This is a genomic window from Rhodococcus sp. G-MC3 (assembly GCF_030063335.1).
Lineage (GTDB): Bacteria > Actinomycetota > Actinomycetes > Mycobacteriales > Mycobacteriaceae > Rhodococcoides.
On the sequence record NZ_JASISW010000005.1, the window covers coordinates 194,353 to 209,390 of the forward strand.

At 62.5% G+C, this 15,038-nt stretch carries 12 protein-coding genes; 5 read left to right on the top strand and 7 right to left on the bottom strand.

Translation table 11 applies throughout. The features are described from left to right. Nucleotides 1-11 precede the first annotated feature (11 nt). The 3 genes from treZ to glgX are packed head-to-tail and all read right to left on the bottom strand — an operon-like array spanning nt 12 to nt 6,428. Complete coding sequence (treZ, locus tag QMK17_RS07190; RefSeq protein ID WP_283507839.1) at nt 12-1,763, bottom strand: malto-oligosyltrehalose trehalohydrolase; 1,752 nt, start codon at nt 1,761-1,763, stop codon at nt 12-14. Beyond that, entirely contained in the window at nt 1,760-4,162 is a 2,403-nt protein-coding gene (gene treY / locus QMK17_RS07195) for a malto-oligosyltrehalose synthase (RefSeq protein WP_283507840.1), read from the bottom strand. Before treY ends, treZ begins: the two co-directional genes overlap by 4 nt. A 4-nt stretch (nt 4,163-4,166) precedes the next feature. Then, nucleotides 4,167-6,428, bottom strand: a complete 2,262-nt coding sequence (gene glgX / locus QMK17_RS07200; protein WP_283507841.1) for a glycogen debranching protein GlgX — start codon at nt 6,426-6,428, stop codon at nt 4,167-4,169. A gap of 348 nt (nt 6,429-6,776) precedes the next feature. Here glgX and QMK17_RS07205 point away from each other — a divergent pair, with 348 nt between their 5' ends. Then, entirely contained in the window at nt 6,777-7,949 is a 1,173-nt protein-coding gene (locus tag QMK17_RS07205) for an MFS transporter (protein WP_283507842.1), read from the top strand. A 224-nt stretch (nt 7,950-8,173) separates the two neighbouring features. Here QMK17_RS07205 and msrA read toward each other — a convergent pair whose 3' ends face one another. After that, nucleotides 8,174-8,692, bottom strand: a complete 519-nt coding sequence (gene msrA / locus QMK17_RS07210) for a peptide-methionine (S)-S-oxide reductase MsrA (protein ID WP_283507843.1) — start codon at nt 8,690-8,692, stop codon at nt 8,174-8,176. After that, nucleotides 8,689-9,168 carry a peptide-methionine (R)-S-oxide reductase MsrB gene (gene msrB / locus QMK17_RS07215; protein ID WP_283507845.1) on the bottom strand — a complete coding sequence of 160 codons (480 nt, stop codon included), beginning with the start codon at nt 9,166-9,168 and terminating at the stop codon, nt 8,689-8,691. Before msrB ends, msrA begins: the two co-directional genes overlap by 4 nt. 186 nt (nt 9,169-9,354) lie before the next feature. Between msrB and secA2 the strand changes: the two genes are divergently transcribed. Further along, a complete protein-coding gene (gene secA2, locus QMK17_RS07220) occupies nt 9,355-11,673 on the top strand; it encodes an accessory Sec system translocase SecA2 (protein WP_283507847.1) in 2,319 nt (772 codons plus the stop codon). On the opposite strand, the gene QMK17_RS07225 is transcribed toward secA2, so the two are convergent. After that, nucleotides 11,670-12,299 (bottom strand): TetR/AcrR family transcriptional regulator C-terminal domain-containing protein, encoded by a 630-nt coding sequence (locus QMK17_RS07225; RefSeq protein WP_283507848.1) that lies wholly within the window; start codon nt 12,297-12,299, stop codon nt 11,670-11,672. The two genes, secA2 and QMK17_RS07225, sit on opposite strands and share 4 nt — an antisense overlap. Before the next feature lie 115 nt (nt 12,300-12,414). Between QMK17_RS07225 and bioB the strand changes: the two genes are divergently transcribed. From bioB to QMK17_RS07240, 3 genes are read left to right on the top strand one after another with little or no spacing between them, the layout of a single operon-like run. Continuing rightward, nucleotides 12,415-13,428, top strand: coding sequence for a biotin synthase BioB (bioB, locus tag QMK17_RS07230; RefSeq protein WP_283507849.1), 1,014 nt, complete (start codon nt 12,415-12,417; stop codon nt 13,426-13,428). A gap of 10 nt (nt 13,429-13,438) precedes the next feature. After that, nucleotides 13,439-13,654: a biotin synthase auxiliary protein BsaP gene (gene bsaP, locus QMK17_RS07235; RefSeq protein ID WP_283507850.1), complete on the top strand. Its 216-nt coding sequence runs from the start codon at nt 13,439-13,441 to the stop codon at nt 13,652-13,654. A 5-nt stretch (nt 13,655-13,659) separates the two neighbouring features. Then, complete coding sequence (locus QMK17_RS07240; protein WP_283507851.1) at nt 13,660-14,238, top strand: DUF2567 domain-containing protein; 579 nt, start codon at nt 13,660-13,662, stop codon at nt 14,236-14,238. On the opposite strand, the gene QMK17_RS07245 is transcribed toward QMK17_RS07240, so the two are convergent. Next, a complete protein-coding gene (locus tag QMK17_RS07245; RefSeq protein WP_283507852.1) occupies nt 14,235-14,930 on the bottom strand; it encodes an NUDIX hydrolase in 696 nt (231 codons plus the stop codon). The genes QMK17_RS07240 and QMK17_RS07245 overlap by 4 nt on opposite strands. Nucleotides 14,931-15,038: the final 108 nt, after the last annotated feature.

Consider the following 15,038-nt stretch of genomic DNA (forward strand, 5'->3'; position numbering starts at 1 on the left):
ACGGCAGGGTGTCACCAACCACTCACGGGCGCGGTAGGCGCGAGAATCGCGAAAGAATGGCCGGGAATCCTCGTTGCCGAACCGGTTTCGTCCGAGATCGGTGGCTCCCAGGCCAGTAGCGGGGTACCACCGACTGGAACTGTCACCTCGTTCGCCGACAAGTTGCACACCACTCGAAGCGTTCCGCGGTGCACCACGATCCAGCGTTCGTCCTCGTCGTAGTCCACCGTCAGGTTTGCGAGCCACGGATCGGTCAGCTCCGCGTATTGCTTCCGTAAGGCGAGCAAGCCTCGGTAGACGTCGAGGAGCCGTCCGTGCTCAGCGGTCTCGAGTTCGGACCAATCGAGCTTGGATCTGGTGAACGTCTCCGGATCCTGCGGATCGGGAATTTCCTCACTTTTCCAACCATGCTCGGCGAACTCGGCTTTTCGGCCCTCTGCAGTGGCTTTGCCCAGCTCGGGTTCCGGATGAGAGGTGAAGAACTGGAAGGGTGTCGACGCACCCCACTCCTCACCCATAAATAGCATCGGGGTGTACGGGGACGCCAGAACCAGTGCAGCTTTGACCGCGAGTTGGCCGGGGGAGAGGTAGAACCCCGGGCGGTCGCCGATCGCACGGTTGCCCACCTGATCGTGCGTCGTCGTGTAGGCGACGAACGAGCTGGCTGGGATTCGTCTGGTATCGACGGGTCTGCCGTGGCTACGGCCGCGGAAGCTCGAGTAGGTTCCGGCATGGAAGAAACCTTGTCGCAGTGTGCTCGCAAGCCCCTGCAAGGAACCGAAATCGCCGTAGTACCCTTGCCGTTCGCCGGAGACGGCAGCGTGAATCGCATGGTGGATGTCGTCGTCCCATTGCGCGTCGAGACCGTAGCCGCCACCGGACCTGGCCGTGACGATGCTTGCGTCGTTGAGATCGCTCTCCGCGATCAGTGTCAACGGTTTGCCGAGATGGGCCGCAAGTCGGCGAGTGTCGACCGCCAGTTCCTCCAGTAGATGCACCGCGGTGTGATCGACGATGGCGTGCACGGCGTCCAGGCGAAGTCCGTCGATATGAAATTCGGAGAACCATCGAAGTGCATTCTCGATCGCATAGCGCCTGACCGCCCCGGACTCCGCTTCGGCGTAGTTGATCGCCTGTCCCCAGCTGTTCGCCCCCTGCGCCATGTACGGGCCGAATCGCTCCAGATAGTTACCCGACGGCCCCAGATGGTTGTAGACGACATCGAGGATGACACCAAGGCCGCGGCCGTGACAGGCGTCGACGAGTCGCTGCAAGCCGTCGGGTCCGCCGTACCCTTCGTGCACGGTGTACCAGAGCACGCCGTCGTATCCCCAGTTGTGTTCGCCGTTGAACCCGTTGACCGGCATCAACTCCACGAACGTCACGCCGAGTTCGACCAAGTGATCGAGCTTGTCGATGGCCGCGTCGAATGTTCCCGCTGCAGTGAAGGTTCCGACGTGAAGCTCGTAGATCACCCCGCCGGGTAGCTGCCTGCCGGTCCATGACCCATCGGTCCAGGCGGCCTTGTCGAGGGTGTGCAGCTGGGAGGGTGAGTGGACTCCCTCCGGCTGCCGTGGCGACCTCGGATCAGGGATGATCGCGTCGTCGTCGTCGAGCACGAACCCGTACCGGCTGTCCAGCTTCGCTTCTACGTCTGCATGCCACCAGCCGCCATCCCCCCTCTGCATGGGGAGGGTTTCGCCGTCCACGTTCACGCGAACGGATGTCGGTGTCGGAGCCCAAACTTCGAACCGGTGAGTCATGCGTCGCTCTTTTCTGAATTCTCGGCAGCGGGTTGATCACGTACCAACAGCGCCACCGGCAGCTCGCCGAACACGGTCTCGGCGTAAATCTCGCCCGAGTGGACCGAATCGGTCAGCCGATCACGCCACAGTCCTGGTGGAAGTACCACCGATGTCGATCCCCAACCCTGCGAGGCCAAGGTGAGGGAGTGCCGGGTTGCGAGTGCGATGACGTCGGCCACCCCGGACAGTGGACCCCGTGCACAACCGATCACGTGCGCCGCAGCGGGCCCGGAAGCGTGAATCGGCGCGTAGGTTCCGCCGACGAAACTTTCGCTACGCTCCCGCCTCAGGTGCAATGCTGCCTTGACTACTCGGAACTTCGCTGCTCCGTTGGCTTCGATTGCAGGCGTGGCGGTGTCGGTGAGTCTCTGCCGGCGCAGGGTGTAGTCGACGGGTCGACGGTTGTCGGGGTCGACGAGGGAGTCTTCCCAGAGTTCGGTGCCCTGGTAGACGTCGGGGATTCCGGGCCCGACGAGGTGAAGTAGTTTCTGCGCCAGGGCGTCGCTGCGTCCGTGCGGATCGAGACGCGCGACGAGCATCGTGACCGAGTCGGCAATCGATCCTTGCAGGATCGAGTCGAGCCACTGATGGACCGAGGACTCGAAGGTCTCGTCGACATCGCTCCATCCGGTGCGGAGTCCGGCTTCGCGTATGGCCTTCTCCGCGTACGCATGTATACGGGCACGGAGTTCGTCGGTGATCCGGCCGTCGACCGGCCAGACGCCGAACAGGTTCTGCCACAAGAAAAGTCCGGTGGCGCCGTCCGGGCTTGGAGCGAGGACTTCCCAGTCTGCTGTGCACCGTGTCCAGAGTTCCGGTGTCTGCGACAGAACGCCGATACGAGCGCGAACATCTTCACCGCGTTTGGTGTCGTGCGTCGACAATGTGGTCATGGCAGCGGGCCACCGCACTGCGCGATCGGCGTTCGCGAGGTGGAACTGGGCGGGAGTGACACCGAATTCTGACGGTTCGCCGCCGACTTCCTGAAGTGAGACCAGACGTGTGGCGCGGTAGAACAGGCAGTCTTCGACGCCCTTGGCGGTGACCGCGCCGGTGACCTGTTCGAATCTCACCGCGGATTCGCCACCTGCGATCAGAGCGGCAGTGATCGCCTCCAGGCCTTCCTCGAGTTCTGGTTGTTCGGCCGTGAGGGTTCCGATCACGCGAGCGATCGTGCCGGCGAGGGGAGCGTAGTCGGAGCGGTAGTACGGCATGCGTGCTAGGAGTGCTACAAGTGCTGCTGCGATCGAATCGGCGGGAACGGTGGTTCCTGACTCGGCGACCACGGCCCTGGTCAGACGTCGCACCTCAGGTGCGAGATCTCCCTGTGCAACTCCAGCTTTGAGGTCGCGTTCTCGTGCATGCAACCATGCCGCATCCCCTGATGCGCCCGTTCTGGCCAGGGAAAGTTCGCCGAGAGAGAGCATCCCTGCTTGGTCGACGAGAACTCCGCCGATGTCGGCGAGCGCGTCGTAACCCGTGGTTCCGTCGACCGGTAGCGATTCGTCCAACGGCTCACCGCGGGCCAGGATCTTCTCGATCACCAGCCAGCGGTCCGGGCCGATCAGCTCACGCAATTCGTCCAGATAGCCTGCAGGATCGGCGAGTCCATCCGGATGGTCCACTCGCAATCCGTCGACGAGGTCGTCGGCCATCCAACTCGACACCTGACTGTGGGAGGCGGTGAAGACGTCGAAATCCTCCTGACGCAACCCTGCCAATCCGTTGACCGAGAAGAACCGCCGGTATCCGACGAGTCCGGCCTTCCAATTGACGAGTCGGTAAGCCTGACGGTCGTGGACAGCCTGCGCATCGCCGTCGTCGGTGCCTTCGGCGATGGGAAAGCGGTGTTCGTAGTAGGCGAGCAGCGGCTTTTCTTCGGAACGGTCGACGGTCAGTTCCGCGACGTCGCTCTCGGAGCCGAGGACCGGCAGTGCGACCTTGCCGTCGGCACCGTTGTCGGTGGCCCAGTCGATGTCGAAGAAGGTCGCGAACTCGGACGCTCTCCCCTTGCCGAGCACATCCCACCACCACTGGTTCTGTCGTGGATCGTCGACGCCGACGTGATTCGGCACGATGTCGATGATCGCGCCCATGCCGCGCGAATGCAGTTCGGCCACCAGAGCTTCGAGAGCTTCTCTGCCGCCGAGGGCGGGGGAGACCGTGGTGGGGTCGACGACGTCGTAGCCGTGAGTCGATCCTTCGGTTGCTGTCAGCACCGGCGACAGATAGGCGTGAGTGACTCCGAGGTCGTCGAGGTAATCGACGATCCCTCGGGCGTCCTCCAGCGTGAAGCCGTCCCCACGCAGTTGCAGTCGATATGTGCTGGATGGAATCGGCCGCGAGGGGGTCAACACAGTGTCAGTCCGTCTTTCGTAGAACGAGGAGTGACCGGGCGGCCACCTTGACCGGTGTACCCGCTTCTATGACGTTCTCACTTGCCCCGGTGGGAACTGCCGTGTCGAGGGCAACGGTCCATTCCTTGGCATATTCACCGTCCGGCGTTTGAAACTCGATGCTTTCGTGATGTGCGTTGAAGCACAACAGGAACGAGTCGTCGACGACTCGCTCACCGCGCAGATTGGGTTCGGGAATGCCGTCGCCGTTGAGGAATGCGGTGAGGCTCTTGCCGAATCCGCTGTCCCAGTCCTCCGGAGTCATTTCCTCTCCGGCAGGGGTGAGCCAGGCGATATCGCGTGCCTGCTCGCCGGTGCGAATTGGTCGGCCCTCGAAGAACCGCCTGCGCCGGAACACCGGATGGTTGTTACGCAGTGCAATGGCAGCTTTTGTGAACTCGATGAGGTCGGCATTCGTCTCGGCGAGAGACCAGTCCATCCACGCGAGTTCGGAGTCCTGGCAGTACACGTTGTTGTTGCCCTGCTGGGTGCGTCCGAGTTCGTCGCCGTGCGCAATCATCGGGGTGCCCTGGCTCAGCAGCAGAGTGGCCATGATGTTGCGGATCTGGCGGCCCCTCAGATCGAGGATTTCGGGGTCGTCCGTTGGACCCTCCACTCCACAGTTCCACGATCGGTTGTGGCTTTCGCCGTCGTTGTTGTCTTCGCCGTTGGCGTCGTTGTGCTTCTCGTTGTACGAGACCAGGTCGTTGAGAGTGAATCCGTCGTGGGCGATGACGAAGTTGATGCTGGCACCGGGACGCCTGCCGGTCGCCTCGTAGAGGTCGGAGGATCCGGTGAGCCGCGATGCGAACTCGCCCAATGTTGCCGGTTCACCTCGCCAGTAGTCGCGCACGGTGTCGCGGTACTTGCCGTTCCACTCGGTCCACAGCCCTGGGAAGTTGCCGACCTGGTAGCCGCCCTCACCGATGTCCCACGGCTCGGCGATCAGTTTGACCTGACTGACAATCGGGTCCTGCTGCACAAGGTCGAAAAACGCGCTGAGTCGATCGACGTCGTGCAGTTCGCGAGCCAGCGTGGACGCGAGGTCGAAGCGAAAGCCGTCGACGTGCATTTCGGTGACCCAGTAACGCAGCGAATCCATGATCAGCTGAAGCGTGTGCGGGTGGCGGGCGTTGAGGCTGTTGCCCGTGCCCGTGTAGTCCATGTAGTGGGCAGAGTCGCCGTCGACCACGCGGTAGTACGCGGCGTTGTCGATGCCGCGGAAGCTGATGGTCGGGCCCATGTGGTTACCCTCGGCCGTGTGGTTGTAGACGACGTCGAGAATCACCTCGATGCCTGCTGCGTGGAACGCGCGGACCATCGCCTTGAACTCGGTGACCGCGGCACCGGCCGTCGGGTTCGAGGAGTAGTCGGCGTGCGGTGCGAGGAAGCCGAAGGTGTTGTACCCCCAGTAGTTTCGCAAACCCTGGTCGAGGAGTGTCTGATCCTGCATGAACTGATGCACCGGCATCAGTTCGATCGCCGTGATCCCGAGGTTCAACAGGTGATCGATGATCGCGGGGTGAGCGAGACCGGCGTACGTCCCACGGAGCGACTCAGGCACGTCGGGGTGCTGGATCGTCATGCCCTTGACGTGTGCTTCGTAGATCACGGTCTCGTGGTACGGACGCTTGGGCGCGCGGTCGGCTTGCCAGTCGAAGAACGGGTTGATGACGACGGTCGTCATCGTGTGGCCGAGTGAGTCGTGCTGCGGGAAATCCTCGCGCTGTGAGTCGTCGTGCGCGATCGGGTTCGGCTCGACGACCTCCTCTTCTGGATCGTCGAGGTCTTCACCATCCTCGAACGGCCGGTCCTCGAGCGCGTTTTCCGGCGCCGTGGGGGAGTCGTCGGCTTCGGGGATGTCGAGGCTGTAGGAGAACAGTGATCGGTCACCGTCGAAGTCGCCTTCGAACGCCTTCCCGTACGGGTCCAGAAGTAGTTTGCTGGGGTCGCAACGGTGTCCTGCGCTTGGATCCCAGGGTCCGTGGACGCGGTAGCCGTACTTCTGGCCGGGGATAATCGACGGCAGGTATGCGTGCCAGACGTACCCGTCGGACTCCTCGAATCGAATGCGTCTCTCAGTTCCGTCGTCGGCGATCAAGCAGAGGTCGACGGCCTCTGCGACCTCGGAGAACAGTGCGAAGTTGGTGCCCGCTCCGTCGTACGTGGCACCGAGCGGATACGCGGATCCAGGCCACACTTCGATCGCGGGTGATTCGACAGACATGAACGAAACCTTACTGTGGACGGAAAGAACCGGCTCACCACCAACCGGTCGCCGAGGCGATTTGCCGACCCAACTCCGTGGTCAGGGTACGCATCGAGGTGGCGGTCAGGTGATGTTCGTCGCGATAGATCACGACGGTGCCTTGAACCGCACGGCAGACGGGTCCGTCGCCCACCGCTTTGGTCAGTAAGTGTCGTGCGCGTCCAATCGAGACAGTCGAGCCAGCAGACGTCCATCGCGGCTTAGGGGCTTGCGCACTTATAAAGCGTGTGCAACTATTTATGACGCGCCTGCAACTTATAGCGCACGCCACATTTGGGCGAACGCGTCGATCAAGGAGGGCACGAAATGCCGTTGGGACTACTCGCACTTGCAATCGGTGGATTCGGGATCGGACTGACCGAGTTCGTGATCATGGGACTTCTCCCGGAAGTTGCGGCAGACTTCGACGTCACCGAAGCTGTCGCAGGCTGGCTCATCACCGGGTACGCGCTCAGCGTCGTCGTCGGCGCAGTCGGCGTGACCGCGCTCGTCACGCGCTTCCCCCGCAAGAATGTTCTCGTCGCATTACTGGGGCTGTTCATCGCCGGTAACTTCATGTCGGCCGTCGCGGGTTCCTACGAAGCGATGATGGTGGGCCGCGTCGTCGCAGCGCTGTGTCACGGTGCATTCTTCGGAATCGGAGCTGTCGTTGCGGCATCTCTGGTCGCGCCGAACAAGAAGGCCGGTGCAATCGCCATGATGTTCGCCGGTCTCACTGCAGCCAACGTTCTCGGCGTCCCCTTCGGCACGTTTCTCGGTCAGACCCACGGGTGGCGGTCGACGTTCTGGGCCATCACGGTCATCGGCGTGATTGCACTCATCGGCATCGTCGCACTTGTCCCACGCTCCGACGGCGATGCGCCGACAAGTCTTCGCAGTGAGATGCGTGCCTTCCGTAGCGGCCAGGTGTGGTTCTCGATCGCTATCACCGTCCTCGGATACGGCGGCATGTTCGGAGCATTCACCTACATCGCGTACACGCTCACCGAGGTCAGCGGATTTACGTCATCGTCGGTCCCTTGGCTACTCGTCCTCTTCGGCGTCGGCTTGTTCGTCGGAAACTACCTCGGTGGCAAAGCCGCTGACCGAAATCTGACCGTCACTCTGCTATCACTGCTCTCCGTGCTGACTGTCGTCCTCGTGGTCTTCGCGTTCTCGGCGGAAAGCCAACTTGCGACCGTCATCTCTCTGTTCCTCATGGGTGCTTTCGGGTTCGCAACCGTCCCGGCTCTGCAGATGCGTGTGATGTCCTTCGCAACGGAGGCTCCCACGATGGCCTCGGGTGCGAACATCGCAGCCTTCAACCTCGGCAATGCGCTCGGGGCGTGGCTCGGTGGAGTCACCATCAGCGCTGGACTCGGATACACCTCGCCTATCTGGGCAGGGGCGATGATCACCGTCGCCGCAGTCGTCGTGCTTCTCGTCGCTACAGCGCGGATGCGGGTCACCGCAGCCGCGGCGGAAACCGTCAGCGTCTGAATCCAGCGCACCGACCAGCGCGGCGGGTTCGTCCACCTGCACCGCGACTGAACTGACAGAACCTTCGACGCGCCACTTCGCGAGCGCCGCAGGCACCATCACATCGATGGAGTCCCTAAGCTCGATAGCCGGAGCACCATCACGATCAAGATCTTTACGGGCAACCTCGCCGTCACACGTCAATGGCCCCGAGCGTCTCGCTCGGGACCATTGTGTCGGTACCTCTAGGTGGTTGCGGCCTCGCGGTGCGGCAACTTCCAACCCGGACGGGCGAAGTGGCAGGTGTATCCGCTCGGATAGTTCTGCAGGTAGTCCTGGTGCTCGGTTTCTGCTTCCCAGAACGGACCTGCTGCGGTGACCTCGGTGACGACCTTGCCAGGCCACAACCCCGACGCATCCACGTCGGCGATGGTGTCGAGCGCGACCTTCTTCTGCTCGTCGCTGGTGTAGAAGATTGCGGACCGGTAGCTGACTCCGACGTCGTTGCCCTGGCGGTTCTTAGTCGACGGATCGTGGATCTGGAAGAAGAACTCCAGCAGGTCACGGAACGAGATCACGGACGGGTCGAAGACGATTTCGACCGCTTCGGCGTGCGTGCCATGATTGCGGTACGTCGCGTTGTCCACGTCACCGCCGGAATACCCGACGCGCGTCGAGATGACGCCCGGACGATGCCGGATCAGTTCCTGTGCTCCCCAGAAGCAGCCTCCGGCGAGGTTTGCGGTCTCGGTTGTTGCAGTCACTTCTGCGCTCCTTCTTTACTTCCGTCGTTCGGCGTCTCGAACTGTGCGCGATATTCACCGTAGCCCTCGGCCTCGAAGTCAGCCAGCGGCACGAACCGCAGCGATGCCGAATTCATGCAGTACCGAAGGCCGCCGTCGACCTTCGGTCCGTCCTTGAACAGATGACCGAGGTGGATGTCGCCAACTGCCGAACGGACCTCGGTGCGGACCATCAGGTGGCTGAAATCTCGCTTTTCGACGATTCCCTCCGCATCGACGGGTTTGGTGAAACTCGGCCATCCCGAACCGGACTCGAACTTGTCGGCCGAGGAGAACAGCGGCTCACCCGTCACGACGTCGACGTAGAGTCCGGCTTCGTGGTTGTCCCAGTACTCGTTCGAGAATGGGCGTTCGGTCCCGTTTTCCAGCGCCACGTGGCGTTGCTCGGGCGTCAGCTTCTCGACCGACTTCGGATCTCGTGATCGCGGGCGCGTCATCGTGTGTCCTTCCCTTACGTGTCGGGGCACTTCGGCCCCACACGATTCAACGCTGTGCAGACGCTGGTATTCCGTTGACTTTCAGCTCGTCGGGAGCCCTTGACAACCGCGCGCCCAGGTACCCCCCATCGACATCAGTAGGCTTGACCGAGACGGTGTATTACCGTCGCGGCTCGCGTCGTAATCATGGATTGGTGGATGGCATTGGGTTCCGATCGGTTCTGGAAGGTTCTCGGGCGTTCGGCGCAGAAAGGGCAGACCCGTTCGCGCACCCACGTCGAACAGGCCTCCGATCACGCCGATTGGGCCGGCGAGAAGTCCGATGCCGACCTGGCGGCTGCAGCCAACGATCTGCGAGTGGAGCGAGTCGGGGCCCTCGATGATCCCCGCTACCTGGCGATTGTCCGTGAGGCTGCGTCGCGTTCGCTCGATATGACTCCCTTCGACGTCCAGCTGCTGGCGGCGGTTCGGATGCTCGCGGGTGATGTCGTGGAGATGGCGACAGGTGAGGGTAAGACACTTGCCGGTGCGTTGGCTGCGGTGGGTTACGTGTTGTCGGGGCGGAAAGTTCACGTCGTGTCGATCAACGACTTTCTGGCTCGCCGCGACGCCGAATGGATGGAGCCGCTCTTCGGCATCCTCGGCATCTCTGTCGGATCGATATCCGAGGCATCGACACCGGAGGAACGGCGAGCCGCGTACCAGTGCGATGTCACCTACGCATCGGTCAACGAGATCGGCTTCGACGTCTTGCGCGATCACCTCGTCGACGACGCCGAGCGCTCGGTGACACCCGTGCCCGATGTCGCGCTGATCGACGAGGCCGATTCGGTCCTCGTCGACGAGGCACTGGTTCCGTTGATGCTCGCAGGATCGGTGTCGTCGGATGTCCCCACCGAGAAGGTATTCGAAGCAATTCGATTGTTGGACAAAGTTACTCACTACGATATTGATTCCGATTGTCGCAATGTGTTTCTCACCGAAGCCGGAGCCGAGCGGCTCGAGAAGGAATTGGGCGGGATCGACCTCTACTCCGAGGAACACGTCGGGACGACGCTCGTCGCCGTCAACGTCGCGCTCCATGCTCAGGTTCTGGTCAAAAGAGACGTCCACTACATCGTCCGGGACGGTCGGGTTCAGCTCATCAACTCCTCTCGCGGACGCGTTGCCGAGCTCCAGCGCTGGCCGGACGGACTTCAGGCTGCAGTCGAGACCAAAGAAGGTGTCAAGCCCACCGAGACCGGCGAGATTCTCGATACGATCACCGTTCAGGCCCTGGTCGGTCGCTACTCGCGGGTGTGCGGGATGACAGGCACAGCGCTCGCGGCAGGTGAGCAGCTCAAGACGTTCTACTCCCTCGGAGTGTCGGTGATCCCGCCGAACGAGCCGAATATTCGTGTCGACGAGGATGATCGCGTCTACGACACAGCAGCTCACAGGGATGCTGCGGTCGTGGCCTACGTCAAAGAAGCTCACGAGACCGGCCAGCCGATCCTGATCGGTACGCACGACGTCGCCGAATCGGAGGAGATGGCGAGGCTTCTGCAAGATGCCGGTGTGTTTCACGTTGTCCTCAACGCGAAGAACGATGCCGAGGAGGCTGTCGTCATCGCACGCGCGGGCGAGCGCGGAGCCGTGACCGTGTCGACTCAGATTGCCGGCCGCGGAACCGATATCAAGCTCGGTGGTCCGAGCGGCACAGGCGCCGCCAAGGACGAGGTGTCAGAGCTCGGCGGACTACTCGTCATCGGAACCGGGCGTCACAATACTGCGCGTTTGGACAACCAGCTACGCGGTCGCTCCGGGCGACAGGGGGATCCGGGTCGGTCGGTGTTCTTCTCCAGCTGGGAGGACGAGGTGGTGATCTCCAGTCTCGCGCCGAAGGATCTGCCGAGGAAACACGACGACACCGGTCTCGTCACCCCGCGCGGTGTTGCGGGCAAGCTGGATCACGCACAGCGCATCGCCGAAGGATCGATGCTCGCTGTGCATGCTCGCACGTGGCGATACAACCAGTTGACCGCGCAACACCGGGACATTCTCGACAAGCGACGGGCATCCTTGCTGGAGACTCCCGAAGCGCTGGAGATACTCGAAGCCGCATCCGGTGACCGAGTTGCCGAGCTCCGGGAGACAGTGGACGAGGAAACTCTCGTCGTTGTAGCGCGCCGGATAGTTCTGTTTCACCTCGATCGATCGTGGTCGGAGTATCTCGCGCACATGGCCGACGTTCGGGAGAGCATCCATCTGCGCGCGCTGGGGCGTGAGAATCCGTTGGACGAGTATCACCGGATCGCAGTCGAGGCGTTCAAGAACGTGTCGGACAAAGCGGTCGAACTCGCGAGGGCAACATTGGAGTCGGCCGACATCACGTCGGCTGGAATCGAACTCGATGATGCCGGGTTGCAGCGGCCGACGTCTACGTGGACCTACATGGTGCACGACAACCCGTTCGCCGGTAATGCCGCGAACAGTGCAGGACTCGGACCGATTTTCGGAGGTTAGGCCCGGGCGCGGAGGCCATGTCCCCGTTCACGGTTCCCGAGTCCCCGTTCACGGTTCCCGAGTCTCTGTCGAATTCCGTCGACGAAGAGGCCGAGGCCGAAGTCGAATCTGCTTGTCGGGTCAGGTTGTTCGAAGAGCGGTGACGCCTCGTCGTTGAGCGCGCCTACGGAGTCCATCTGCAGGCGCGCTTGTTCGTCCACTGTCCGGCCGAGGATGTAGTAGAGCAGTGTGTCGGCGGAGAGTTCGGCTTCGGCGCGTGGCAGTCCGGCGCGAATGCACACCGCAGCGATACGTTCGCGGATTCGATTGGAGACGAGCCTCGATGCGTAGGTTGACGCGACGAGTTCCGCGGCGTCTCGATGGGAGAGCAACGCGTTCCTGAGTCGGTGCGCGAGTTCGTCGATTTGTTCGTGCCAGTCCACGGCCTGTGGCGGCGAGTCGACTTCGCGCAGAACAGTGTCCGCGACGGCGCCGAGCAACGTCTGCTTGTCCTTGAAATGCCAGTACAACGCTCCGGGCTGTACATGAAGGGCGGTGGCGAGCCTTCGCATTGTCAGGTCGCCGAGGCCGTACTCGTCGAGGATCGAGATCGCGCCCTCGAGGACGTCCGCTCTTCGCAATTGCACGCGCGCTCCTTCTTCGGGGGTCGGCTTTGACAGTAATCGACGTCGAGTATAGCTTGAACGGCGTTCAACTTGAACGCTGTTCAAGTATTCGAAAGCCACGTGACAGGAGCTGTTCATGACTCAGGGAACGGTACGAACCGACATTCTCGACACCGCCAGGTCGCAGGTCCTGACCGACGGAATCGGTTTGACCGAGTCGCAGACGTTGGAGGTACTGCAGTTGCCGGACGACCGGCTCGACGAACTGCTGGCGCTCGCACACGACGTACGAATGACGTGGTGTGGCCCCGAAGTGGAGGTGGAGGGGATCATCAGCCTCAAAACCGGTGGGTGCCCCGAGGACTGCCACTTCTGCTCGCAGAGCGGCCTGTTCGAGTCTCCGGTTCGTGCCGTGCGCCTCGACATTCCCGGCCTGGTGGAAGCGGCGAAGCAGACGGCAAAGACAGGGGCGACGGAATTCTGCATCGTTGCCGCGGTCCGTGGTCCGGACGAACGTCTACTGGAGCAGGTGTCCGCAGGTATCCAGGCGATCAGGAACGAAGTCGAGATCGACATCGCGTGCTCACTCGGCATGCTCACCCAGGATCAGGTCGATCGGCTTGCGGCGATGGGCGTCCACCGCTACAACCACAATCTCGAAACGTCCCGGTCCTACTTTCCGAATGTCGTCACCACCCATACCTGGGAGGAGCGCTGGAACACATTACGCATGGTGCGCGATGCCGGCATGGAGGTGTGCTGCGGCGGAATCCTCGGGATGGGGGAGACCCTGGAGCAACGGGCGGAGTTCACCGCCGATCTGGCGACGCTGCAGCCCGACGAGGTGCCCCTGAACTTTCTCGACCCGCGGCCGGGTACGCCCTTCGGTGACCTGAACGTGCTCCCTGCCACCGACGCCCTGCGGGCAATCGCGGCCTTCCGGCTGGCTTTGCCACGTACCATTCTTCGATTCGCCGGTGGCCGCGAAATAACGCTCGGTGATCTCGGTGCCAAGAAGGGGATTCTCGGTGGGATCAACGCCGTCATCGTCGGCAACTACCTGACAACTCTCGGTCGGCCTGCGGAGGCGGATCTCGATCTGCTCGACACCTTGCGCATGCCGATCAAGGCGCTGAACTCGACCATCTAAGGTGGACTCCGTGAGCAGTGACGTGCAGTACAACCCCTATTCGGGCAGGGTTGTCGTCCCCGGAGTGGTCGATTCACTCTCGCACGCTGCGTCCCTCGGTTTGGAGCCGCCCAGATTCTGTGAACACTGCGGTCGCCGTACCGTCGTGCAAGTAACGCCCAACGGCTGGACTTCGGTGTGCTCGCGGCACGGGGAGCTCGATTCGTCCACGTTGGGCAGGCGATAACGAAGATGGCGTTCGCAGACGAACGGCCACCGTTGCGGCCGTGGAAGATCGTCGGATCGGTCGTTGCGGTATCGGCGATTTTCGGAGTCGTCTGCGGACTTCTGTGGGCGTTTCTCGCCCCCACCGAGCAATTCGTCGTCGTGGAGCCGGGGGTGGGCGCTGCGCTGACGGGGGAGAGCCTGCACAGGTTCGATTCGCTCGCACTTCTCGTCTGTTGTGCGCTGGTCGGCGGAGTCGTTCTGCCGGTGACCCTCTGGGCATGGACTGGCGTCCGCGGGCCGGTGCTGTATATGGGACTGTTTGTCGGTGCAGGGGTCGGGTCGGCCGCGATGCTTGGGGTTGGCGTCCTCGTTGCGGGGCTTGTCCATCCCCGCCCGGACGATCCCGCCTCCGGAACCGTCGTCGCCCTGGCCCCTGGCATGGAATCCCTGCTCGTCCTGCTCGTCCAGCCACTGGTGGCGTCACTGGTGGTGCTACTGCTCGCAGCGATGAATCCGCACGACAATCTTCGGTTCACCCCCGTGACAGATCACGAGGCAGATACCGACCTCGGGGTGCAGTCGAACGGGCCCGAGCGCGCTTAGGTCGGCGGACGCAGTGCAGCGAATTCGTCGGTGACGCGCAGGGATGACTCCGCAAACCGGTACAGCGCCGGCGGACGGCCTCCTGCCTTGCCGGACGGCGAAGTTTTTCCGGTTGGCTCGATGACCTTTCTCCGTCCGAGAACCCGCTGAAGATTGGTCGCATCGACCTGATATCCGAGTGCGGCAGTGTAGATCTCGCGCAGCGTGGACATCGCGAAGTCCACGGGCGCCAGCGCAAATCCGATGTTGGTGTACGACAGTTTGGCGACGAGTCGGTTTCGAGCGTGACGCACCACCGTGCCGTGGTCGAACGACATCTTCGGCAGCCGTGCGACGGGATGCCACGCGGTGTCCGTCGGCAACTGCGGATCGGCATAGATCGGAACGAGGCCGAGGAAATTCGATGCGATGCGCCGGTCTCCCGGTACTCGATCGGGATTGCTGAAGATCGACAGCTGCTCGAGGTGGGCCACTTTTCGAACATCGACCTTCTCCGCCAGTTGTCGGCGGGCGGACGTCGGAAGGTCTTCGTCGGACTCGAGAACACCGCCGGGGAGTGACCAAGATCCCTTTTCTGGATCGAGAGCTCGTTGCCACAGGAGTACTGCCAGTTCGGATGCCTGGCCTGCGGCGAAGCTGCGAACCTGGAATACCGCGATGAGTACTTCGTGGACAGTGCTACGATGGGTCATGTTTTCGATCATAAGTCGAAAACCCCGACGAAGGAAATCCGGACCGGGAGTGGAGCCCGCAGGAATGACCCAGCGGGACCGCGAGACCGGACGATCGATGAAGGAGTA

Coding starts and splice junctions, on each gene's coding strand:
- bioB (WP_283507849.1), top strand. CDS start 12,415: ATGACTCAGGGAACGGTACGAACCGACATTCTCGACACCGCCAGGTCG.
- secA2 (WP_283507847.1), top strand. CDS start 9,355: ATGGATTGGTGGATGGCATTGGGTTCCGATCGGTTCTGGAAGGTTCTC.
- QMK17_RS07240 (WP_283507851.1), top strand. CDS start 13,660: ATGGCGTTCGCAGACGAACGGCCACCGTTGCGGCCGTGGAAGATCGTC.
- QMK17_RS07245 (WP_283507852.1), bottom strand. CDS start 14,930: ATGACCCATCGTAGCACTGTCCACGAAGTACTCATCGCGGTATTCCAG.
- glgX (WP_283507841.1), bottom strand. CDS start 6,428: ATGTCTGTCGAATCACCCGCGATCGAAGTGTGGCCTGGATCCGCGTAT.
- treZ (WP_283507839.1), bottom strand. CDS start 1,763: ATGACTCACCGGTTCGAAGTTTGGGCTCCGACACCGACATCCGTTCGC.
- QMK17_RS07205 (WP_283507842.1), top strand. CDS start 6,777: ATGCCGTTGGGACTACTCGCACTTGCAATCGGTGGATTCGGGATCGGA.
- msrB (WP_283507845.1), bottom strand. CDS start 9,168: ATGACGCGCCCGCGATCACGAGATCCGAAGTCGGTCGAGAAGCTGACG.